General features: G+C 73.3%; 20 protein-coding genes. 8 read left to right on the top strand and 12 right to left on the bottom strand.

The genetic code is table 11. The features are described from left to right. Positions 1–28: 28 nt before the first annotated feature. Positions 29–262: an EF-hand domain-containing protein gene (locus ABZ815_RS22470; RefSeq protein ID WP_357700825.1), complete on the bottom strand. Its 234-nt coding sequence runs from the start codon at positions 260–262 to the stop codon at positions 29–31. After that, on the bottom strand, positions 246–2,459 hold the full coding sequence (locus ABZ815_RS22465) for a molybdopterin cofactor-binding domain-containing protein (RefSeq protein WP_357700823.1): 2,214 nt from the start codon (positions 2,457–2,459) through the stop codon (positions 246–248). The genes ABZ815_RS22470 and ABZ815_RS22465 overlap by 17 nt, the downstream gene beginning before the upstream one ends. A gap of 95 nt (positions 2,460–2,554) precedes the next feature. Between ABZ815_RS22465 and ABZ815_RS22460 the strand changes: the two genes are divergently transcribed. After that, positions 2,555–4,084, top strand: coding sequence for a helix-turn-helix domain-containing protein (locus ABZ815_RS22460; RefSeq protein WP_357700822.1), 1,530 nt, complete (start codon positions 2,555–2,557; stop codon positions 4,082–4,084). Positions 4,085–4,086: 2 nt separating this feature from the next. Here ABZ815_RS22460 and ABZ815_RS22455 read toward each other — a convergent pair whose 3' ends face one another. Together ABZ815_RS22455 and ABZ815_RS22450 are read right to left on the bottom strand one after the other, a co-directional pair. Beyond that, positions 4,087–6,897, bottom strand: a complete 2,811-nt coding sequence (locus tag ABZ815_RS22455) for a BTAD domain-containing putative transcriptional regulator (RefSeq protein ID WP_357700820.1) — start codon at positions 6,895–6,897, stop codon at positions 4,087–4,089. Continuing rightward, on the bottom strand, positions 6,894–9,692 hold the full coding sequence (locus tag ABZ815_RS22450; RefSeq protein ID WP_357700818.1) for a BTAD domain-containing putative transcriptional regulator: 2,799 nt from the start codon (positions 9,690–9,692) through the stop codon (positions 6,894–6,896). Before ABZ815_RS22450 ends, ABZ815_RS22455 begins: the two co-directional genes overlap by 4 nt. A gap of 452 nt (positions 9,693–10,144) precedes the next feature. Here ABZ815_RS22450 and ABZ815_RS22445 point away from each other — a divergent pair, with 452 nt between their 5' ends. From ABZ815_RS22445 to ABZ815_RS22430, 4 genes are all read left to right on the top strand, one after another. Beyond that, the gene (locus tag ABZ815_RS22445; protein WP_357700816.1) at positions 10,145–11,428 is read left to right on the top strand and encodes a helix-turn-helix transcriptional regulator; all 1,284 of its coding nucleotides are present in this window, start codon (positions 10,145–10,147) and stop codon (positions 11,426–11,428) included. Between the two features lie 44 nt (positions 11,429–11,472). Continuing rightward, positions 11,473–12,084, top strand: coding sequence for a copper resistance CopC family protein (locus ABZ815_RS22440; protein ID WP_357700814.1), 612 nt, complete (start codon positions 11,473–11,475; stop codon positions 12,082–12,084). Continuing rightward, on the top strand, positions 12,081–14,057 hold the full coding sequence (locus tag ABZ815_RS22435; protein WP_357700812.1) for a cytochrome c oxidase assembly protein: 1,977 nt from the start codon (positions 12,081–12,083) through the stop codon (positions 14,055–14,057). Before ABZ815_RS22440 ends, ABZ815_RS22435 begins: the two co-directional genes overlap by 4 nt. A gap of 205 nt (positions 14,058–14,262) precedes the next feature. Next, entirely contained in the window at positions 14,263–14,652 is a 390-nt protein-coding gene (locus ABZ815_RS22430; RefSeq protein WP_357700810.1) for an ATP-binding protein, read from the top strand. A 33-nt stretch (positions 14,653–14,685) separates the two neighbouring features. On the opposite strand, the gene map is transcribed toward ABZ815_RS22430, so the two are convergent. Continuing rightward, positions 14,686–15,534, bottom strand: coding sequence for a type I methionyl aminopeptidase (gene map / locus ABZ815_RS22425; RefSeq protein WP_357700808.1), 849 nt, complete (start codon positions 15,532–15,534; stop codon positions 14,686–14,688). 32 nt (positions 15,535–15,566) lie between these two features. Between map and ABZ815_RS22420 the strand changes: the two genes are divergently transcribed. After that, the gene (locus ABZ815_RS22420; protein ID WP_357700991.1) at positions 15,567–15,743 is read left to right on the top strand and encodes a hypothetical protein; all 177 of its coding nucleotides are present in this window, start codon (positions 15,567–15,569) and stop codon (positions 15,741–15,743) included. 7 nt (positions 15,744–15,750) lie between these two features. Here ABZ815_RS22420 and ABZ815_RS22415 read toward each other — a convergent pair whose 3' ends face one another. Continuing rightward, positions 15,751–16,398: a cyclase family protein gene (locus tag ABZ815_RS22415; protein ID WP_357700806.1), complete on the bottom strand. Its 648-nt coding sequence runs from the start codon at positions 16,396–16,398 to the stop codon at positions 15,751–15,753. Then, a complete protein-coding gene (locus ABZ815_RS22410; RefSeq protein WP_357700804.1) occupies positions 16,395–16,646 on the bottom strand; it encodes a hypothetical protein in 252 nt (83 codons plus the stop codon). The genes ABZ815_RS22415 and ABZ815_RS22410 overlap by 4 nt, the downstream gene beginning before the upstream one ends. A gap of 73 nt (positions 16,647–16,719) precedes the next feature. On the opposite strand from ABZ815_RS22410, the gene ABZ815_RS22405 reads away from it, so the two are divergent. Continuing rightward, positions 16,720–17,661 (top strand): LysR family transcriptional regulator, encoded by a 942-nt coding sequence (locus tag ABZ815_RS22405; protein WP_357700802.1) that lies wholly within the window; start codon positions 16,720–16,722, stop codon positions 17,659–17,661. Positions 17,662–17,707: 46 nt separating this feature from the next. On the opposite strand, the gene ABZ815_RS22400 is transcribed toward ABZ815_RS22405, so the two are convergent. Next, positions 17,708–18,286, bottom strand: a complete 579-nt coding sequence (locus ABZ815_RS22400) for a hypothetical protein (RefSeq protein ID WP_357700800.1) — start codon at positions 18,284–18,286, stop codon at positions 17,708–17,710. Positions 18,287–18,397: 111 nt separating this feature from the next. Between ABZ815_RS22400 and npdG the strand changes: the two genes are divergently transcribed. Continuing rightward, positions 18,398–19,051, top strand: a complete 654-nt coding sequence (gene npdG, locus ABZ815_RS22395; RefSeq protein ID WP_221761998.1) for an NADPH-dependent F420 reductase — start codon at positions 18,398–18,400, stop codon at positions 19,049–19,051. On the opposite strand, the gene ABZ815_RS22390 is transcribed toward npdG, so the two are convergent. Genes ABZ815_RS22390 through ABZ815_RS22375 form a run of 4 tightly spaced genes read right to left on the bottom strand, consistent with a single transcriptional unit; the run spans position 19,048 to position 22,411 of the window. Then, a complete protein-coding gene (locus ABZ815_RS22390; protein ID WP_357700798.1) occupies positions 19,048–19,653 on the bottom strand; it encodes a response regulator transcription factor in 606 nt (201 codons plus the stop codon). The genes npdG and ABZ815_RS22390 overlap by 4 nt on opposite strands. A gap of 43 nt (positions 19,654–19,696) precedes the next feature. Then, positions 19,697–20,794, bottom strand: a complete 1,098-nt coding sequence (locus ABZ815_RS22385) for a sensor histidine kinase (RefSeq protein WP_357700796.1) — start codon at positions 20,792–20,794, stop codon at positions 19,697–19,699. Between the two features lie 19 nt (positions 20,795–20,813). Further along, complete coding sequence (locus ABZ815_RS22380; RefSeq protein WP_357700794.1) at positions 20,814–21,533, bottom strand: ABC transporter permease; 720 nt, start codon at positions 21,531–21,533, stop codon at positions 20,814–20,816. Then, a complete protein-coding gene (locus ABZ815_RS22375; RefSeq protein ID WP_357700792.1) occupies positions 21,530–22,411 on the bottom strand; it encodes an ABC transporter ATP-binding protein in 882 nt (293 codons plus the stop codon). The genes ABZ815_RS22380 and ABZ815_RS22375 overlap by 4 nt, the downstream gene beginning before the upstream one ends. Positions 22,412–22,414: the final 3 nt, after the last annotated feature.

Raw genomic sequence — 22,414 nt, 5'->3', positions numbered from 1 at the left:
CGGGTCACCTACCCGGCGGGGGACATGATCACGCTTTCTCGTGCCGCCCGTGGCCGACCAGGCCGACGAACTCCTCCAGCCCGATCCGGCCGTCGCCGTCGGTGTCGGCGGCCTTGATGAACGCCTCGATCTCCTCCTCGGACGCGCCGTGCACCCCCAGCGCCTCGTTGGCCTGCCTGATCTCGGCCGCGGTCAGCAGACCGTCGCCGTCGGTGTCGAAGCGACTGAACTCCGCCTCGGCGGCTTCACGACCGCTCGCCATCGGATACCTCCCCGTGATTGGACAAGGCGATATCTTCCGGCCTGACCGGAACGCGAGTCAACCGGAGCCCGGTGGCGGCGCGTACGGCGGCGACGACGGCCGGGGTGGAGGAGAGCGTGGGCGGCTCGCCGGCGCCGCGGAGGCCGTACGGCGCGGACGGGTCTGGATTTTCCAGGATTTTCAGCTGCATGGGCGGCATGTCGAGCATGGTGGGGATCAGGTAGTCGGTGAACGACGGGTTCAGCACCCGGCCCTCGCGTACCTGGATCTCCTCCATGAGCGCCAGCCCGAGACCCTGCGCCGTGCCGCCGTGGATCTGACCCTCCAGCGCCTGCGGGTTCATGATCCGGCCCACGTCCTGCACCGCGGCCAGCTCCACGACCTTGACCAGCCCCAGCTCGGTGTCCACGTCCACCACCGCGCGGTGCACGCACAGCGCGAGCTGCGTGTGCGAGTCGCCCTGCCCGGTCACCGGGTCCATCGGGTACGTGGGCCGGTGCCGGTACTCGCGGATCTCCTCGATCGGCCCGAACCTGGCCAGCGCCTCCCGCGGCGGCAGCCCCTTGAACCGCTCGCGCACCGCCTCGCAGGCCGCCTTCACCGCACCGCCCGTCACGTACGACTGCCGCGAGGCCGACGACGAGCCCGCCGAGCCCACGGAGGTGTCGGCGGTCGCCACGGTCACGTCCTCGATGCCCAGCTCGGTACGCGCGATCTGGCCCTGGACGGTGACCAGCCCCTGGCCCATCTCGGCCGCGGCGGTGTGCACGGTGACCCGCGGCTCGCCGCCCACCAGCTCGGCCCGCACCCTGGCCGTGGAGTAGTCGTCGAAGCCCTCGGAGAAGCAGATGTTCTTGAGGCCGACGCCGTAGCCGACGCCGCGCCGCACCGACTCGCCGTGCGTGGTCTGGGAGACGCCGCCCGGCAGCGCCCGCAGATCCGCCTCCGTACGGGCGGCGGGCATCGGCATGGCCTCCAGCTCGCGCAACATGCCGGCCAGCGGCGCGGGGGAGTCGATCACCTGGCCCGTGGCCAGCGCCGAGCCCTGGGAGACGGCGTTGCGCACCCGGATCTCGACCGGCGACAGGCCGCACGCCTCGGCCAGCCGGTCCATCTGCGACTCGTAGGCGAAGCACGCCTGCACCGCCCCGAACCCGCGCATCGCCCCGCACGGCGGGTTGTTGGTGTAGACGCCCACCGCGTCGATCCACACGTTCGGCACCTCGTACGGCCCCGCCCCCAGCGACGCCGCGTTGCCGACCACGGCGGGGGAGGAGGAGCAGTACGCGCCGCCGTCCAGCAGGATGTCGGCCTTGACGTAGACGAGCCGGCCGTCGCGGGTCGCGCCGTGCTCGTAGCGCATCCGGGCCGGATGGCGGTGCACGTGGCCGAAGAACGACTCCTCACGGCCATAGACGATCTTGACAGGGCGGTTCAGGCGCAGGGCCAGCATGCACGCGTGCACCTGCATCGACAGGTCCTCGCGGGCCCCGAACGCGCCGCCGACGCCCGACAGCGTCAGCCGTACCTTCTCCGGCGGCAGGCCCAGGCAGGGGGCGAGCTGGTCGCGGTCCACGTGCAGCCATTGGGTGGCGATGAACAGGTCCACGCCGCCGTCCTCGGCCGGGACCGCGAGCCCCGACTCCGGGCCGAGGAACGCCTGGTCCTGCATGCCGACCTCGTACTCGCCGGTGACGACGACCTCCGCCTCGAACGTGTCGCCCTTGCGCACCGGCTGGCGTCTGACGTACTCGCGGGACTCGCGCGGGTCGGTCACCGCCGGGCGCGGCTCATAGGCGACGACGATGGCCTCCGCCGCCCTGCGCGCGGTCTCCGGATGCTCGGCGGCCACCAGCGCCACCGGCTCGCCCTGGTGCCGGACCTGGTCGATGGCCAGCACGGGCTGGTCCTTGTGGTCGAGTCCGTAGAACTTCTCGCCGGGCACGTCCTCGTGCGTCAGGACGGCCAGCACGCCGGGGATCCGCAGCGCCGGGCCCACGTCGATCGAGCGGATCCAGGCCGAGGGGTGCGGGCTGCGCAGCGTCACGCCCCACACCATGCCGTCGAGCCACAGGTCGGAGGAGTAGGCGAACTCGCCGGTCACCTTCAGCGCCGCGTCCGGCCGCCGCGCGCTCGTGCCGACCCCCTCGGACCCGCCGACGCCTTCGGACCTGGTGGAGTGGACCGTCTCCGTCATCCTCCGAGTAGAGCACCGGCCCGGCCCGCCCTCCTATGCCCATGACGTGAAATCCCGGTCATCCCTTGACACAACGGCCTTGTATATTCCTCCAAGTGCGCATCAGTGACCTGCTGGCGATCGACGAGCTGGGTCTGAGGCTGCTGTCCGGCGACCCGGAGCGCGAGTTCGGCATGGTTCACATCACCGACCTGCCCGAGCCGGGGCGCTACCTGTCCGGCGGCGAGCTGGTGCTGACCGGGCTGATGTGGCGCGACACCGCCGCCGACTCCGCCCGCTTCGTGGCCGCCCTGGTCGAGGCCGGGGTGTCCGCCCTGGGCGCGGGCGCGGCCCGGCTCGGGCACGTGCCCGCCGACCTGGTCACGGCCTGCCGGCGGGCCGGGTTGCCGCTGGTCGAGGTGCCGGTCGAGGTCTCCTTCCGTACGCTGGCCGAGCTGGTCGCGCCCCGGTTGTCCGGCGACGCCCGCGACGCACTCGGACGCCACCGCAGGCTCGTGGCGGCCCTGGCCGAGGGCGCCGACCTGCGCGGGCTGTTCGAGCTGACCGCCGCCGAGCTGGGCGTCACCGGCGCCGTCCTGTCCGCGTCCGGCGAGGTGGTCGTCGGTACGGCCGCCGATCCCGTGGGGCTGGCCAGGGCGTACCTGGCCGCGTCCCGGCTGCCCGCGTTCGCCGGCGGCGCGACGCTCTTCGCCGTCGGCCGCGGGCACCGGGCGGCCGGCTGGGTCCTGGCCTGCGACGGCGACCTGCTCGGCCGCGCCGACCTCGGCTACGAGCTGGCCGCCTGCGTGGCCCTCGAACGCGGCCGCCTGGAGGAGGGCCGCCGGGTCGAGCGCCGCCTGGCCGGGCAGCTCGTGGCGGCCGCCCTGGCCGAGTCCGACGTGGCCGAGCTCAACGCCCGGCTGCGCACCTGCGGGATCGGCGCGGACGAGCCGTACGCGGTGGTCAGCGCCACCGCGCCGCGCCCGGGGGCGGCCCGCGGCCCGTCCCCGGCGGTGCTCGGCGGCCGGATCGTGGAGGAACTGCTCGCCCGCGAAACCGTGGCCGCCCCCGCCGCGGGTGTGCCGGCGGGCAGCGGTGGCGCGGGGGCCGACGGTGGGGCGGTGGCCGTGGTGGCGTTGCGGGGCAGGACCGCCGGGGAGCTGGCCACGCGGTTACGGGCCGGGGCCGCCGTGCTGGCCGCGCTGCCCGGCACCCGCCTGAGCGTCGGCCTGAGCGGCGCGCTGACCGGCGCCGCCGCGCTCAAGGGCGGCGTGGAGGAGGCCGGGCACGCCATGCGGCTGGCCGAGGCCCGCGACGGCGGCGTGGTCACCAGCGACGAGATCTACACCCACGCGCTGCTCCTGGCCACCGTGCCCGGCGACGTGCGCCGCTCCTTCGCCGACCGGCTGCTGTCCCCGCTGCTGGCCTACGACCGCCGCCACCAGTCCTGCCTCGTACGCACGCTCGACGTCTTCCTCGACTGCTCGGGCTCCTGGAACGCCTGCGCCGAACGGCTCCACGTGCACGTCAACACGGTCCGGTACCGCGTCCGCAGGATCGAGGAGCTGACCGGCAGGGACCTGTCGGCGATGTCCGACCGCGTCGACTTCTTCCTCGCCCTGCGCGACACCACCCCACCCCGCTGACCTCACGCCTCCCGCTCCGCCGCGCCCATCGCCTCCCGCACGGCCGCCAGCTCGGCCTCGGCCTGCCGCTGCCACAGGGTGTTGCCCCAGGAGTCCGCGTCGGCCACCGCGCCGGTCGCGTGGGACAGCGCCTCCTCCAGCCGGCCGAGCATCCTGCAGGCCCTCGACATGGTGATGAAACGCTCGACCATGAACCGGTACCCGGTCCTTTCGAGCAGCTTCATCGCCCCGCTCATGTGCTCCAGAGAGAGCTCGGGGTCGCCCAGGTCGAGCACGACCTGCGAGAGGATGGCCCGCGCGTGAGCCTCATGCGTCGTGTCGCCGCTCTCGCGCGCCGCGGCCAGGGCCCGCTCCAGAGGGTCCCGCGCCCGCGCGGGGTGGCCCATGCCCTGATGGATCGTCCCGAGCATGAGGCAGGCGAAGCGGACGCCGACCGGGGAGCCGATGCTCGTGGCGACCGCGAGCTGCTGTTCTGCGTGGGGCAACGCCTGTTCGTAGAGCTGCTTGGCGACGTAGGCGTTCGACAGGTTCCCCAGCACCCGCATCTGCCCGAAGCCGTCGCCGAGCCGCGTCGCGATGGCCAGCTCGGCCTCCAGGTGGGGGATCCCCTCCTCAGGACGCCCCGTCAGACGCAGCCCGTTGGCGACGTGGCCGTGGGCGATCTGCGCGCCGGCGTCGTCGCCCAGCCGTTCGCACACCCGCAGCGCCATGGTGTTGAGCGTGAGCATGTCGTGACCGTCGTGCACCCGCTGCTGGTGCCACAGGAGCGCGAAGGCCAGCGTCACGCCCAGCTCCGCGATCTCGTCGTCGGCCGAGCCCAGCGCCTGGACGGCCGCCGCGTTCAGGACGTGCGCCTCCTGGAGCAACCAGCCCTGCGCCTCCTCGGCGGTCGAGAACTCGTGCGCCGGGCCGTCCACGTGCCGGGCGAGCTGCACCCGATGCGGATCGATGACGACGCTGGCCAGCCGCGCGGACGCGGCGAAGTAGGCCAGCGCCCGCATGACGGGCGGTTTCCAGTCCTCGGGGCGCAGCTCGCCGGCGAAGAGCCTGACGAGGTCGTGCAACTGGTACCGGCCCGGTTCGGACTCCTCGACCAGGTGCGCGTCGGCCAGCCGGTCGAGCGCCCGCCGCGCCTCCTCCACCGCTGTGCCGAGCAGCGTCGCCGCCACCTCCAGGGTGACGTCCGGCACGTTCAGCAGGCTCAGCAGCGGCAGGGCGTCCGCGGCCAGCCGGTCGAGGGGACGCGGGCTCGTCGCCAGCCCGGTGTGGCTGCCGCTGAGGCTGGAACGTACGGCCAGGTCGCCGGCGGTCAGCTCACGCAGCCGGTCGCGTTCGTCCGTCAGCCGCGAGGCCAGCGTGCCCACGGTCCACTCGGGATGGTCGGCCAGGCGCGCGCCCGCGATCCGCAGCGCGAGCGGGAGGCCGTCGCACAGGCCCACCAGGGCGGCGGTGTGGCCGGCGTCGGCCGACACCCGCTCGTCGCCGGCCAGGGTGGACAGCATGGCCACGGCCTCGGGCCCGGGCAGCGGACGGAGCCGCAGCTGCACGCAGTCGTCGCCCGCCGTGAAGGACTCCCTGCTGGTCACGAGCACCGTCACGCCCAGCGGCGTGCCGAGGAACGGCCTGATCTGCGCCAGGCCGGCCGCGTCGTCCAGGAGCACCAGCAGCTTCCTGCCGTGCAGCCTGCTGCGCCACATCGCCGCCGCCTCGTCCACGTCGACGGGGATGTCCGCGTTCGAGGCGCCGATCCCGCGCAGCAGCCGTGCGGCGATCTCGTGCGCCGGCATCGGCGCGACGCCCGGCGTGCCGCCGCGCAGGCCGACGGCGAGCTGCCCGTCCGGGAACCGGTCCTCGACCATATGCCCCACGTGCACGGCGAGCGCCGACTTGCCCACCCCCGGCGGCCCGGAGACGGCGACGACGGGATGGGGCGGCCCGTCCTGCGGCGCCAGCAGCGACCTCAGCCGGGCCACCTCCTGGGACCGGCCGACGAACCCGATGAGATCGCGCGGCAACTGCCGGGGCACGGCGGGACGGGCGGACGGGGGCTCCTCGTCGCCGCCGGACAGGACCAGCCTGTGCGCCGCGCGCAGACCTTCGCCGGGCAGAACGCCGAGCTCTTCGTCCAGGGTGCGCCTGGCCCTCTCGTAGGCCAGCAGCGCGTCCGCCTGGCGGTCGGCGCCGTGCAGCGCCAGGACGAGCAGTTCGTGCAGGTGCTCCCGCAGCGGATGACGTGCGACCAGCTCTCGTAGACCGACGACGGCCTCGCGGTGTCGCGCGAGCCGGAGCAGGGTCTCGGCGCGGGCCTCGGAGGCGCTCAGGGACAGCTCCTCCAGCCGGGCGCGCTCGGCCTCGGCGAAGGGACCGGTCAGGCCGCTCAGGGCCACGCCGTGCCACAGGGCCAGCGCCTGGTCCAGCACGCGCAGGGCGTCCTCCCCGTGGGCGGCGCCGAGGAGGCGTGCCTCGTCCAGCAGCTCTGTGAACAGGCAGGAGTCCACCTGGCGCGGAGAGAGCAAGAGCCGGTATCCGCCGGACTCCCCGACGAGGACCGTCGAACGCCGGCGGGGCTCGCGCCCCGGTTCCAGCGCCCGCCGCAGCCCCGCCACGTACGTGTAGACGCTCTGCTCGGCGCTGGCGGGCGGACGCTCGCCCCACAGGCCCTCCAGGAACTGCCTCATCGTGACGACCCGGCCCGGGGGAGAGGCCAGCATCGCGAGGACCGCGCGCTGCCGCGCGGGCCCGAGGTCGGCCTGCTCGCCGTCGAGCACAGCGGTCACCGGGCCGAGCAGGCGGATGCCGATGCCGTCGGTCATCGGCACCTCGCGCGGGCCTCGTGCACGGCGGCCTGCTCTTCCCTGGCCTCCGTCTCCCACTCCGCCAGCCCGTCGGCCCCGGCCACCGCCTCGGTGACGTGGGCCAGCGCCAGGTCGAGCTCGCCCATGGCCCGGTACGTGCGCGACAGCCCGACCAGGTCGCGCAGCCGTCCCACCCGGTAGCCGGCCCGCTCGATCAGCTCCAGGGCGATGAGGTAGTGGGGCAGGGCGTGCTCCGGCTCGCCCCGGCCGAGGTGCACCCGGCCGAGGACCGCGCGCAGCTGCGCCTGGTGCGTCCGGTCGCCCACCTCTTCGGCCTCGGCCAGGGCCTGGGTGAGGATCTTGTGGGCCTCCTCCGCCCGGCCGCGGGCCTGGTGGGCCTCGCCGATGACGAGCATGGCGTACCGGGCGCCCACCCGCGCGCCGATGAGGTCGGCGATCGCGAGCTGCTGTTCGGCCAGGACGATCGCCTGCTCGTACTGGCCGTCGTTGACATACGTGTTGGCGAGGTTGCCCAGCGCGCGCTGCTCGGAGAAGGCGTCGCCGAGCCGCCTGGCCAGGGCCAGCTCGGCCCGCAGGTGCTCGACGGCCTCCTCGTGCCGCCCCCGCATGCGCAGGGTGTTGGCGAGCAGGCCCCGGGTGTGCATCATGCCCTCCACGTCGCCGAGTCGTTCGCACACCTCCAGCGCCGCCGAGCTGAGCTCGATCATCTCCCGCGTCCGGAAGCTCCGCTGGCAGGGCCATTCCAGGGCGAGGGTGAGCGCGACCCCCATCGCGGCGACGTCGTCGTCCTGGGCGGCGAGCGCCTGGCGGGCCGCGGCCTCCAGCACGCCCTCCTCCTCCTGCAACCAGGCCGTCGCCTCCTCCTGACCGGCGACCAGGTGCGCGGCCGCCTCGGGAGCCGGGCCGCGCAGCACGCGGTGCGGGTCCATGACACTGCCGGCCAGCCGGGCGGAGGCCGCGTAGTACGCGACCGCCCGCAGCACCGGCTTCTTGGAGTCGGGGGGACGCAGCTCGCCCGCGAACAGGCGGACGAGGTCGTGGAGCTGGTAGTGGCCCGGCCGGGGACGGTCCAGCAGGTGCGCGTCGGTCAGCCGCTCCAGGGCCAGGTCGGCGTCGGCGGGATCGGCGTCGAGCAGCGCGGCGGCGGCCTCGGCGGTGATCTCCGGCACGTGCAGCAGGCCCAGCAGGGACAGCGTGCGGGCGGCCAGCCGGTCGAGGGGACGCGGGCTGCGTTCGAGCGCGGTGAGGCTCGCCGCCAGACCGGCGCGGACGGCCAGGTCGCCGGCCACGAGCTCGTGCAGCCGCCGCCGTTCGTCGCCCAGCCGGCCGGCCATCGTGGCGACGGTCCAGTCGGGGCGGCTGGCCAGGCGGGCCCCAGCGATGCGCAGCGCCAGCGGCAGGCCCTCGCAGAGCCGTACGAGCTCGGCGGTGTCGTCCGCGCCGGCCCGCACGCGCTCCTCGCCGGCCAGCCCGGCCAGCATCGCGGCCGACTCGGCCTGGGACATCCGGCCGAGTTCGAGCTGGTAGGAGTCCTCGCCCCAGGTCATGCTCTCGCGGCCGGTCACCAGCAGCGCGGTGCCGAAGGGGGTGGACAGCAGCGGGCGGATCTGCGCCAGGTCGGCGGCGTCGTCCAGCAGGACGAGGATCCGGCGGCCGTGCAGGAGGCTGCGCCACATCGCCGCCGCCTCGTCCAGGTCGGCGGGTACGGCGTCGGCCGCCACCCCCAGCCCCCGCAGGAACCGGCCGAGCACGTCGAGCGCGGTCAGCGCGGGCAGCTCCGGCGTCGCGCCGCGGCAGTTGACGAACAGCTGGCCGTCGGGGAATCGGTCCTGCACCAGGTGGGCGGCCTGGGCGGCCAGCGCGGACTTCCCGACGCCCGGCGGCCCTGAGACGATCACCAGCGGCGTCGGCGGACGCCCTTCGCCGGGGGCCAGCCGCCTCTCCAGCTCCTCCAGCTCGCGCGAGCGGCCCACGAATCCGGCCAGGTGGCGCGGGAGCTGGCGCGGCACGCCGTCACCGGGCCAGGGCCAGGACTCCCCGCGCAGCACCAGTTGGTGACACTTGCGTAACCCCTCGCCCGGCGTCAGGCCCAGCTCCTCCAGGAGCAGGACCCGGCCCTCGTCGTAGACCTCCAGCGCCTCGGCCTGACGGCCCGACCGGTAGAGGGCCAGCATGAGCAGCTCGCGGGCGCGTTCGCGTAACGGATGGCGGACGGTCAGGTCGCGCAGGTCGTCGGTGATCTCGTGGTGGCGGCCCAGATGTAACAGGCTCTCGTAGCGCTGCTCCAGCGCGGTCAGGCGTAACAGCTCCAAACGGGAGCGCTCCCGTTCGGCGAACGGGCCGGTCAGGCCGCTCAGCGCGGTGCCGCGCCACATCGCCAGGGCCTCGTCCAGGATCTGCACCGCCCGGCGGTCGTCGCCGTCGCGCCGGCACAGCAGGGCGTCGTCGAGCCGCGCGGCGAAGCGGAGGGAGTCGACCTGTCCGGGCTTGATGTCGAAGACGTATCCCGCGTCGGTGCCCGCCAGCAGCCGCGACGGTGCCCGCCGCCCGCGGTCGGGCTCGAAGGCGCGGCGCAGGCCGGCGACGTAGGTGTAGACGCTCTGCTCGGCGTTGCGCGGCGGTTCGTCGCCCCACACCTCGTCGACGAGCCGCCTCATCGGGACGGGCCGGGCGGCGGCCGAGGCGAGGACGGCCAGGGCGGCGCGCTGCCGGGCCGGGCCGAGATCGAGGGGCTGGAACGCGCGTTCGGCGCGCACGGTGCCGAGAAGGCGAATGTAGATGTCGTCGCTCACGCGTCCTCCCCGCTTGGGCCCCACGCCCCCCTTAACAGGGCAGCGTAATCACATTTGACGGGCGGTAAAGCGGATGGGCGACTGTAGATCAAATGTAGACGGCGTCCGGTAGGCTCGCCGCCAGATGCCGGAAGAGGGGGCACATCCAGGAGTTTCGGGGGCCGGGTTGCCCCCTGTTTGCCGGTGAGTACACGCCTACGGGCCAGGTGCGGTTCTGAGCCCAGACGTACCCTGTACCCCCTCTTGCGGATTGTGTCAGCAGCAGTCCTGGTCGTCCTGGAACGAAGTGAGGGCAGACGTCGAAGCCTGTGCGGCCGTAACATTGCCTCCAACAGTCACCAAGGCGACAACCACGGTGACTAGCGCCGACAGGGCAATACGCATGCGCATGGGGGGTTCTCCCTCGCCTATGTGGGGTTGCTCGGACCTCATCCTCTCAGGGAGCAACGACTGTGACCACTTCTGACCTGGTCGGACTCCGCATCAAGACCGTTCGGCGGCAACGTGGCCTGTCCCAGGCCCAGTTGGCGCACCCAGAGTTGTCGGACAGCTACGTCTCCTTGATCGAGAGTGGCAAGCGTACCCCGACCCCCGCGGTCCTGGAGCTGCTGGCGCAGAAACTGGACTGCTCGCTGTCCTATCTGATCAACGGCGTGACCGCCGAGCAGATGGAGGACATCGAGCTGGCCCTCGGCTACGCGCGCCTGGCGCTGGAGAACGGTGAGATCTCCGAGGCCCGCACCCGCTACACCGAGCTGCTGGCGAACAACAACCTGACAGGCTTGACGGCCCTCCGTCAAGAGACCGAGTTCGGGCTCGCGTTCGCCACCCACGCCAGCGGCGACTTCGACGGCGCGATCGCCATCCTGCTCCGGCTGTCGGCGGAGGAGGTGTCCTCCGACCGCCGCATCGAGATCGCCACGAGCCTGTGCCGGGCCTACCGGGAGAGCGAGCGGCTCACCGAGGCGGTCGAGGTCGCCGAGCAGATGCTGAGCAGCAGCACCCGGCCCGCGTGGAACGATCTGCTGGTCGAGCTGGGCGCCGGCTTGCTCGCGGCGTACCGGGAGCGCGGCGACCTGCTGCGCGCCCGGCAGTTCGCCGCGGAGCTGCTCAACGCCGCCGACGCCCTCGGCACCCCCCGCTCCGTCGTGGCGGCCAACTGGCAGGCCTCCAACACCGCCTCCGCCACCGGGCACGCCGAGGAGGCGCTGTCCTTCGCCGAGCGGGCCATGGCCGTGCAGCTGGAGACCGGGCAGCCGGGCAGCGTCGCCAGGATGCGGCTCGCGCTGGCCCGCAAGCGGCTGCTGGCCCGTCCCGAAGAGGCCGCGGCCGTGCGCGACGTGCTGCGCGGAGCGGTCGTGGAGTTCGAGCAGACCGCCACCAGCACCGTCGAACGGGCGCGGGTCCTCGTGGAACTGGCCCGTGCCGAGTGCGTGACCGGCGACCTCGGCGACTCCGTGGAGCACGCGAGCAGGGGCCGGGCGCTGCTGCCCAACACCGGCATGGCGCTCAGGGCCGAGGCGGACCTCCTGCTCGGCTGGGTCTACGGCTCGGTCGGCCGGATGGACCAGGCCGAACGGCACCTGTCCTCCGTACGGGAGTCGCTGGCGCCGTTGCCCGAGTCGCGCCGGTCGGCCTCCACCTGGTACGCCACCGCCGAGACGATGGAGAAACTGGGCGACTCCGACGGCGCCGTCGACGCCTACCAGCGGGCACTCGCCTGCGCGGGTCTATAGCGAGGTCAGGACCGGGCGGTGGCGTCGGTAGCCTTGGTGATGCCATGAAGAGTTCCCCGCTCGCGGCACTCACCGCGATTCTCGCCGCCCTGTTCGTGCTCGGCACCGCCACGCCGGCGCTGGCCCACGACTCACTCAAGACCAGCGACCCGGCCAAGGGCGCCAAGGTCGAGGCTCTCGACGAGGTCAGGCTGGAGTTCACCGCCAAGGTGCGCATGCCGTTCGTCATCGTCCGGGGCGCGGGCGAGGCCGTCTTCCAGGAGGGCAAGCCGGAGCTCGACGGCGCGGTGGTGCGGCAGGCGGTCAAGGGGCCGCTGCCGGACGGGAAGTACACCATCGCCTACCGGGTCGTCTCCTCCGACGGGCACCCGCTGGAGGGCGAGATCCCCTTCACGGTCGAGGGGGCCCCGGCGCCCTCCCCGAGCGCGTCGGCCACCGATCCGGCCACCGATTCGAGCACCGATTCGAGCACGGCCGTGCCCTCCACCGCCGCCCCCGCTCCCTCCACCGCCGCGGCGGCCGCACCGGCGGCCGAGGTCGACCAGGCGGCGGCCACGCAGAAGGGCGGCTTCCCGACCTGGCTGGTCATCGTGATCGGCGCGCTGGTCGGCATCGGCATCGGGTTCCTGTTCAGCGCGCGGAAGAAGAAGCCATGAGCAGAACGGCGCGTCTCGCGCTCGCGGGTGCGGTCGCCGCGGTCGCCGCCCTGGTGATCGGCATGATCGCCGGCGGCCGGGCCTTCCCCCGGATCATCCCCGGGCTGCCCGACGCCGGGGCGGTGGTCAGGTGGGGCCTGCCGCTGTCCAAGCTGCTGATGGACGTCACCGGCGTGCTCACCGTCGGCCTGCTGCTGACGGCCGCCCTGCTGCTGCCCAACGACAAGGGCATGCTCGGCAAGCCGGGCCTCCTCTACGTCAAGGCCGCGTCCTGGACGGCGCTCGCCTGGGCCGGGTCGGCGTTCCTGGCCATCGTGTTCTCCACGGCCGACTCCTGGGGCCGTACGGTCCCGCAGATCCTCAACAGGGAGTACCTGACCAGCACCGCCACCCAGACCACCCAGGGCGTGGCGCTCACGTTGGTGGTGCTGTTCGGGGTGGCCATCGCGCTGTTCTCGCGCGGCGCGATCACTGCCGGGGCCGCGGCCGGCCTGCTGGTGTTCGCGCTGGTGACGATGTTGCCTGCGCCGCTGACCGGCCACACCTCCTCCTCGCCCAACCACGACCTGGCCACCTCGGCGGTGTCGCTGCACCTGCTCGCGCTCGCCCTGTGGGTGGGCGGCCTGGTCGTGCTGGCCGCGCACGCGGTGCGCGGGCAGCCGCAGCTCACCGTGGCCGCCGCCCGGTTCTCCGCGATGGCGCTGTGGTGCTTCGTCGCGGTCGGCCTGTCCGGCGTGTTCAGCCTGGTCGCCCGGCTCGGCGCGGTGTCCGACCTGTGGACCACCCAGTACGGCCTGCTGGCCCTGGCCAAGATCGTCGCCTTCGTGCTGCTCGGCTACGTCGGCTACTGGCACCGGCAGCGCACGCTCGTCGACCTGGAGGCCGGCCGGCCCAGGGCGTTCACCCGGCTGGCCGGCGGCGAGACGCTGCTCATGCTGGCCACCGTCGGGCTGGCCGTCGCGCTGTCGCGCACGCCGCCCCCCGAGTTCAGCGTGCCCGCCGACCGGGCCTTCGATCTGCTCGGCTTCCCCCTCCCGCCGGAGCTCACGCTCGCGAACGTGTTCTCGCTGTGGTGGTTCGACCTGTTCTTCGCGGCGGTGGCCGCCGTGCTCGCCGGGCTCTACGGCGCCGGCGTCTACCGGCTGATGCGGCGGGGAGACTCCTGGCCGTGGGGGCGCACGGCCGCCTGGTTCATCGGCATCGCGCTGCTGGTGTTCGCCACGCAGAGCGGCCTGGCCCGCTACGCCAAGGTCCTGTTCGACGTCCACATGATCGAGCACATGACGCTCTCCATGATCGTGCCGATCTTCCTGGTCCTCGGCGGCCCGGTCACGCTGGCGCTGCGGGCGATCAAGCCGGCGGCCAAGCGGGGCGACAGGGGGCCCCGGGAGTGGATCACGACCATCCTGCACAGCCGGGTGGTCAAGGTCCTGTCCCATCCGGTCGTGGCGACGGCCATCTTCGTCGCCTCCACGTACGCCCTCTACTTCACGCCGCTGTTCGAGTCGGCCATGCAGGAGCATCTGGGGCACATCTGGATGACGCTCCACTTCCTGCTCAGCGGCTCCCTGTTCTTCTGGGTGATCATCGGCGTCGACCCGGGGCCGAGCAGGCTCCCGTACGTCGGCCGGCTGCTGATGCTCTTCGTCACCATGCCCTTCCACGCCTTCTTCGGCGTCGCGCTGATGATGACCGGCTCGGTGATCGCCTCCGGCTGGTACGAGCAGCTCGGCCGTACGTGGGGCGACAACCTCCTGCAGACCCAGCAGGACGGCGGGGCCATCGCGTGGGGCTTCGGCGAGATCCCGACGTTGCTCGTGCTGCTGGCCATCGCCGCGCAGTGGTACCGCGACGACGAGCGGCAGGCCCGGCGCACCGACCGCAAGGCCGACCGGGGCGGCGCGGGCGACACCGAACTCGACTCCTACAACGCCTATCTCGCCCGCCTCAACCGCGCTGACAAGGGCGAGTAGCGGTTCGGCCACGGCACCCTATCCTCCCACCACGGGTCTCAGGACCGCCAGGTAGCCTGTCTCACAGGGGAGATGGGCATAACCTCATCAGCTAGCGTGCGCAGCCTTGAGGGGGGATTGCGCGACGCGTGCGGGGCGCCGGAGTGGGGACCGGCGCGGGCCCGGGGTGCCGAGGAAGGCGAAACCATTGGCGGAAGAGACACGCATGCGCGGGGGGCAGAGCCTGGCCGAGGCGCTCGAAGGCCTTCTGGCGCAGTGGTCGGAGCGGACCGGGATCGCCGTCGAGACCTGGGCGCTGCCCGGGACGGACGTGCCGTCGCGGGTGTCGTCCGGCGTCATGGAGACGATGCGGGAGGCGTTGTCCAACGTCGAGCGCCACAGCCGGGCCCGCACGGTCGCGGTGGCGGTGACCACGGGTCCGAGTGGCCTGCGCCTGACCGTCAGCGACGACGGCCAGGGCTTTCCCGAGGGCGGCGCTGGGCGCGGGATCGCCCGGATGCGGGCCGCGTTCGCCGAGCTCGGCGGCAGCCTGTCGGTCAACGCCGTGCCCGGCGAGGGCACGACGGTGAGCGGGGCGATCCCCAGGCGGCGCTGACCGGCGGGAGCCGTCCAGGCAGGTCAGGGCAGGTCAGGGCAGGGTCAGGATCTCGCTGCCCGTCTCGGTGACCATGATGGTGTGCTCGAACTGGGCCGTGCGCTTGCGGTCCTTGGTCACCGCGGTCCACTTGTCGGGCCAGATGTCGTAGTCGATCGTGCCCAGCGTGAGCATCGGCTCGATGGTGAACGTCATGCCCGGCACCAGCTCCACCCGCAGCGACGGGTCCTCGTAGTGGGGGACCATGAGGCCGGAGTGGAAGCTCGTGCCGATGCCGTGGCCGGTGAAGTCGCGCACGACGCCGTAGCCGAAGCGCTTGGCGTACGCCTCGATGACGCGGCCGACGACGTTGAGCTGGCGGCCGGGGGCGACCGCCCTGATGGCCCGCATCATCGCCTCGCGGGTGCGCTCGACCAGCAGGCGTGACTCCTCGTCGACCTCGCCCACCAGGTAGGTGGCGTCGGTGTCGCCGTGGACGCCGCCGATGTAGGCGGTGATGTCGACGTTGACGATGTCGCCGTCGCGCAGCACGGTGTCGTCGGGGATGCCGTGGCAGATGACCTCGTTGATCGAGGTGCACAGCGACTTCGGGTAGCCCTTGTAGCCCAGCGTGCTGGGGTAGGCGCCGTGGTCGATCAGGAACTCGTGGCCGATGCGGTCGAGCTCGTCGGTGGTGACGCCGGGGGCGATGTGCCGGCCGACCTCCTCCAGGGCCTGCGCGGCGATGCGGCCGGCCACCCGCATGCGCTCGATGATCTCGGGGGTCTTCACGTCGGACTCGCCGGTCGTGGGGCGCTTCTTGCCGACGTACTCCGGCCGCTCGATGTGGGCGGGGACCTTCCGGACGGGCGAGACTCGCCCGGGCTGGAGCAGTGTCGTCATGAAACACGAGTCTACGGGGCAGAATTGACCCCGTGAGCGAAGGCCAGTGGTGGTTCTGTCTCAAGCACATGCGGGTCGAGCCCGAGCAGGGCTGCCCCAACAAGGACCGGATGGGTCCCTACGCCTCGGAGCAGGAGGCGGCGGGCGCGTTGCAGCGCGCCGCCGACCGCAACAAGGCGTGGGACGAAGCCGAGCAGGAGGACGAGTGACGCCCGCCTACGGCACCACGGCGTAGGCGCGTACCGGGAAGGTGCCCATGCCCGCGATCATCGGGGGCGCGGCATGGAACCTGAAACCCTCCGCGGGCAGCGCCGACATGCCCGTCAGGTGTTCGACCAGCGGGATCCCCGCTCCCAGCAGGATCGTGTGTGCGGGGCGTTCGCCGTGCGGCGGGGTGTCGTCGATGTTGAGCGAGTCGATGCCGACCAGCGCCGCTCCCTGCTCGGCCAGCCAGGCCGCCGACTCCGGCGCCAGGTACGGGTGGTCGCGGACGTAGGCGTCCGTGCCGAAGTGGCGGTCCCAGCCCGTGTGGATCAGCACGGCCCGGCCGCGTACGTCGAGCGCGGTGTCGAGCACCACCTCCCGGCCTCCTCCCGTGGCGGGCACCAGCAGGCCGGGCAGGTCGGCCAGCCTGCTCAACGGCATCTGCGACAGGTCCTGGCCGCCCGCGTAGCGGTGGTGCGGCGTGTCGAGGTAGGTGCCGGTGTTGGCGGCCAGCGTGATGACGCCGATCTCGAACTCGGTGCCCGGGGCGTACACCTCGCGTGAGTCCTCCCTGCTCAGGTGCGTGCCCAGCGTCGGCCCCGGAACGCCGGGATAGGTGGTCATGCCCTCGGTGATGCGGTGGCTGAGTTCGACGATCATTTGGCGGCTCCCACCCGGGCGAGTTTGACGAGGGCGACCGTCCCGATGGCGGCCCAGACGAGGTTCAGCCCGGTGGAGGGCCAGGCGGCGTTGTAGGCGCTGTTGACCATGAGCCCGAGCGCGCCGAGCAGGTTGATCAGCTGGTACGTCGCGCCGTCGCCGGACAGCCGTGCGGACGACACCAGGGCGTACCCGGCCAGCAGCAGGGCGGCTCCGGCCCAGCCGACGGCGTCGAGGAGGAGATCCATGGCCGATATTGTCTGGATTTTCGGGCGTAAAGCACAAATAAAGAAAGCTAAAGGTGGACGTAAGCTGACCTGCATGGATATTGATCCTCGGCGCCTGCGTGTCCTGCACGAGGTCGCCCGGCGCGGCGGCGTGATGCGCGCGGCCGAGGCCCTGTACCTGACCCCCTCCGCGGTCTCCCAGCAGCTCGCCCAGCTCGAACGCGAGGTCGGGCTGGCGCTCATCGACCGCTCCCAGCGCCGTGTCTCGCTCACCCCGGCGGGCCGCGTTCTGGCCGGGTACGCCGAGCGGGTGGAGGAGGAGCTCAGCGAGGCCAGGAAGGAGCTGACCAGGTTCACCGAACGCCTGGCCGGGCCGGTGCGGATCGCCGCCTTCCCCACGGCCATCAAGCACATGCTGGTGCCCGCGATGCGCGCCCTGGCCGAGCGCCATCCCCGGATCACGCCGGTCATCCACGAGGTCTACGGACAGCCCGCGCTCCAGGAACTGCGCCTCGGCGCGGTGGACCTGCTCATCACCGAGCAGGACATGAGCCTGCCGGTCCCCGCGCAGCCGTCGCTGACCGTCCGGCCGCTGCACGTGGACGAGTTCCGGGTCGTGCTGCCGCCGGACTGGCCCGAGCCGGAGTCGACGGCCGACCTGATGCGCCTGCCCTGGGTGGCCGGCGAGCCGGACCAGGCGTGCGGGCAGGCGCTCGACCGGCTGGCCGGGATCCACGGGGTCGAGCCGCGCAAGACGCACGTCGTCACCGACTTCGCGCCGGTGCTCGCGCTGGTGGCCGCCGGGCACGGGGTGGCGATCGTGCCCGCGCTCGCCCTGCTAGACGTGCCGGAGGGCGGGGTGCGGGTGAGCGAGGTGCGGGAGGTGGGGGCGCGCCGGCTGGACGCGGTCACGCGGGTGAGCAGGACGCGGTCGGGCGAGCCGGACCCGGTGCAGGCGGTGGTGATCGGCGCGATCGAGGAGGCCACCGAGAGCCTGCGGGCGGCCCTGGGCCCCCGCCTCGCCGCCCACCCCTGACCTCTGCGGCCCTGGGCTCCGCCGCCCAGCCCTGACCCCGACGTGCCTATTCCGACAGGCGGGGGCCGCTGACCTTCTCCAGCAGGCGGGCCAGGCGCTCGCGCAGCCCCGCGCGCCGCTCGATCTCCCCGGCCGCCGCGCTGACCAGATGCTGGGCGCCGTCGAAGGTGATCAGCCCGGTGGACGGCACGGCGATCGCGTCGTGGGCCAGCCCGCTCAGCTCGGAGTCGGCGCCCTCGATCGCCAGGATGGTCGCCCCCGTGCGGCGGGCGTCGTCCACGCGTTCCAGCAGCGGGACGGGCGCCGCCTGCTCCGACAGCACGAACAGGGTCTCGCCGCGGCCCGCCCGCTCCAGGCGGTCGAGGCCGACGCGCAGGTGGGCGGGGGCGTCGGCGGGCGGCGACCAGCGGATCAGGGTGGGGGAGAGCTGCGGCAGGCCGGAGAACTTCGCCTCGTCGCTGAGGTGGGCGGTGACGTGCCAGGGCTCGTCGTCCGGAGGGCCCACGAGCAGCAGGCCGCCGGGTGAGCGGGTGGTGCGCAGGGCCAGGCCGAGCTCGCGGGTGCGTTCGAGCCAGCCCGTCGTGGCCAGGAGCTCGCGCAGGAATGCCACCGAACCTGAGTCCATGCCTCCATGGTGCACGAGGAGCGACGAGGAGCGCGGACGAAGTGGCTGATTCGCCGCGGGTGCCCGCCCCGGCCCGCCGTACGGAAGGCCGGGGCTGGCATGATCTGAGCCATGACAGATGTGAACGGGCTTTCCATCGCGATCCTCGGCGGCACCGGCGACCAGGGGAAGGGGCTGGCGCGGAGGTTCGCGCTGGCGGGGCACACCGTGCTGATCGGCTCGCGCAGTGCCGAGCGGGCCCAGGAGGCGGCCGGCTCGATCGGCTCCGGCGCGCGGGGCGGGGCCAACGCCGACGTGGCGGCCGAGGCCGACGTGGTGATCGTGGCGGTGCCGTACGAGGGGCACAAGGCGCTGCTGGAGTCGCTGCGCGCCGAGCTGGCCGGGAAGATCGTGGTCGACTGCGTCAACCCGCTCGGCTTCGACAAGCAGGGCGCCTACGCGCTGCCGGTGGAGGAGGGCAGCGCCGCCCAGCAGGCCGCGGCGGTGCTGACCGAGAGCCGGGTCGTGGCGGCCTTCCACCACGTGTCGGCCGTGCTGCTGATGGATCCGGCCGTGGAGAAGGTCGACCTCGACGTGCTGGTGCTCGGTGACGACCGCGAGGCCACCGACACCGTGCAGGCCCTGGCCGAGCTGATCCCGGGAGTGCGCGGCGTCTACGGCGGCCGGCTGCGCAACGCCCACCAGGTCGAGGCGCTGACCGCCAACCTCATCTCGATCAACCGCCGCTACAAGGCCCACGCCGGGCTGCGGGTCACCGACGTCTAGAGCCAGCCCGCGTCCTCGGCGACGCGGACGGCGTCGATCTTGTTGCGGGCGCCCGTCTTGGTGATCGCCGCGGTCAGGTAGTTGCGCACCGTGCCGGGGGACAGGTGCAGGCGGGCGGCGATCTCCTCGGCGGTCGCGCCCCTGGCCGCCTGCCTCAGCACGGTGGTCTCGCGGGGGGTGAGCGGGCTCTCGCCGTACTCCATGGCCGAGGAGACCAGCTCGCTCTCCAGCACGCGCAGCCCGGCCGCGGTGCGCCTGATGGCCTCGGCCAGGCGCTCGCCCGGCGCGTCCTTGACCAGGAACGCCTCGATGCCCGCGGCCAGCGCCCGGCGCAGGTGGCCGGGCTGCCCCATGGCCGTGAGCACCAGGATCCGGCAGGACGGCAGCCGTTCGCGCAGCTCGGCGGCGGCGGTGATGCCGTCGGTGACCGGCAGGTCGATGTCCACGACCGCCACGTCGGGCCGGACGTCGAGCGCCACCGGCACGATCTCGTCGCCGCGGACGACCTCCGCCACGACCTCGATGTCCGGCTCCAGCCGGAGCAGGGCGGTGAGCGCGGCGCGGATCATGTGCATGTCCTCGGCCAGCAGCACCCGGATCACGCCGGAGCCTCGATGCCCAGCAGCGCCGTCAGCGGCATCCGGGTCACGCCGGAACCTCCATGGTCAGCAGGAAGCCGCCGCCGTCCGTGGGGACGGCCGTGCAGGTGCCGCCCGCCTGGGAGGCCCGTTCGGCCAGGCCCGTCAGGCCGGCGCCGGGCGTGCCCGGCTCGGCCGTCGCGCCCGGCGCGCCGTCGTTGGCCACCTCCAGGCGGACCGTGCCCTCCCGCAGCGACGTGGTGATCGTGCAGGTGGTGGCCCTGCTGTGGCGCAGGACGTTGGTGACCGCCTCGCGCACCCCCCAGGCCAGCGCCTCCTCGGCCCGCCGGGGCAGCGTCACCTCGGCCAGGTGCGCCTGGCAGCTCACGCCCGACGACTCCAGCAGCGCGGCCGCGCGGTGGGTCTCGCCGGTCAGCGACATCGCGCGGTAGCCGCGGGCCACGTGGCGGACGTCCTGGGCGGCCTCGCGGGCGACGCGTACCAGCTCGCCCACCTCGCCGCGGGCGGAGGCGGGGTCGCGGTCCATCAGGCGGGCGGCCAGGTCGCCCTTGAGCGCGATGGCGGTGAGGCTGCGGCCGAGGCCGTCGTGCAGGTCGCGGGAGATGCGCAGGCGTTCCTTGAGCACGGCCGCGTCGGCCAGCTCGGCCCTGGCCTCCTCCAGGTCGGCGGCGACGCGGACGAGCCGCACCAGGACGTAGATCATCGAGCCGGTGATGGGGATGGCGATCACGTAGAACAGAGTGATCACGGCGAAATGGGGGCCGATCCACATGGTGGCGCCCTCGTACACCATCATGAGGACGACCAGCGGCACGGCCCAGCGGAGCGCGAGGAACACCAGCAGGGTCCCGGCCAGCAGCGGGGCGGCGATCGACGACCACCCGCTCGGCAGCAGGTGGTCGCCCGCGTAGGTGACGACGGCCTGGAGCGCCAGCGTGGCGGGGAACAGCGGCGGGCGCCCGCCGCGCAGGGCGGCCCGCATGTTGACGTAGTGGGTGGAGACGACGGCGACCATCACGGCCGCCGCGAGCAGCCCGACCGCCGGGCCGCCCATGAAGTAGACCAGCCCGATGAGCGAGTAGACGACCGAGACGCCCGTGATGAGCACGCGCGCGAGCCTCTGCGCCGAGGACGAGACCACCACAGCTGCGATTATGGCCGAGTCAGGACCGGCGCGGTTCCCAGCGGAACCACAGCCGGATCGCGCCGGCGCCGATCACCGCCCAACCGGCCAGGACGAGCGCCGGCACGAGCGCCTCCCCGGTCCTCACCGCGTGCACCACGGCCGAGGTGGGCAGCAGGTCCAGCACCGGGATCAGCCACGAGGGCAGCGGGATCGGCCCCATCGCGCCCGCCGACACCGCGGCGACCAGGAACACCGGCATGGTGAACGCCCCGGCCAGCTCGCTGCGCGGGATCACCGCCGTGTACGCCGTCCCCAGCAGCGCCATGACGGCCGAGCCCGCGGCCGTCATGGCGGCGAACAGCAGCGGGTCGTCCGGCAGCGGCACCCCGGCCGCGAACCGCACGGCCACCGCGCACAGCACGATCACCAGGAAGGTCTGCGTGGCCGTGCTCGCGACCTGGCCGGCCAGGATCTGCGCGTCGGTCAGCAGCCCGGCCCGCAGCCGCTTGAGCACGAGCTGGTCGCGCCGGTTGGTCAGGGCCACCGCGATGTTCATGAACGCGGTCAGCGCCAGCACGATCGCCAGCGAGCTCTGGAACGCCGCGGTGGCGAACGGGACCCCGCCCGAGGTGACCTGGCGCATCAGGGCGGGCATGCCGACGGTCAGCCCGACCGGGGTGATCACCGAGGCGACCAGCATGGCCCTGTCGCGCCAGAACAGGCGGGTGCCGAGACGGTAGGTGGCGGTCAGGCTCATCGGGCGCTCCTGGGCAGGTTGAGGAAGAGGTCTTCGAGGGTGGCCGCGCGGACCTCCAGGCCGGTCAGCCGCAGTCCGCGCCCTGCCGCCCACGTCAGCAGCGTCTGCGCGGCCAGGTCGGGGTCCTCGGCCCGGCAGACGGCGGTGCCGCCGTCCAGCGTGACCGGCAGCGGCAGGTCGTCCGCGGCGACCCCGGCGGGCAGCCGGAACGTCACCCGTCCGCCCTGCGCGGCCAGCGTCTCGGCCATCCCGCCGGCCGCGACGATCCCGCCCCGGTCCAGGATCGCCATGGACGAGGCCAGGCGCTGGGCCTCCTCCAGGTAGTGGGTGGTGAGCAGGATCGTGGTGCCGCGCGCGGCCAGGCCGGACACGACCTCCCACGTGTTCGCGCGGGCCTCGGGGTCCATGCCGGTCGTGGGCTCGTCGAGGAACAGCACGTCGGGGCGGCCGAGCAGGGCCAGCGCCAGGTCGAGCCGGCGCTTCTCGCCGCCGGACAGCTGGCGCACCCTGGTCCCGGCCTTGTCCGTCAGGCCGGCCAGGTCGAGCGCCTCCCCGGCCGGACGCGGCGCGGGGGTGAAGTCGCGCCACACCGCGACCGTCCGGGCCACCGTCAGGTCGGGGAAGAACCCGGCCTCCTGGAGCATGACGCCGACGCGCTGCCGTACGGCCGCGCGGTCGGACCAGGGGTCGAGGCCGGCCACCCGTACGGTGCCGCCGTCCGGCCGCTGGAAGCCGGCCAGCACCTCGACCGTGGTGGTCTTGCCCGCGCCGTTCCTGCCGAGGAGGGCGAAGATCTCGCCCTCGCCCACCCGGAACGAGATCCCCTTCACCGCCTCGAACGTCCCGTGGTTCTTCCTGAGCTCGTTCACCTCGATCATGTG

Origin of the sequence: Nonomuraea sp. NPDC047529, assembly GCF_040642995.1 — a bacterium.
Taxonomy (GTDB): Bacteria; Actinomycetota; Actinomycetes; order Streptosporangiales; family Streptosporangiaceae; genus Nonomuraea.
The sequence above is the reverse complement of the archived record's forward strand: the minus strand, read 5'-3'. Positions and strand labels throughout refer to the sequence as shown.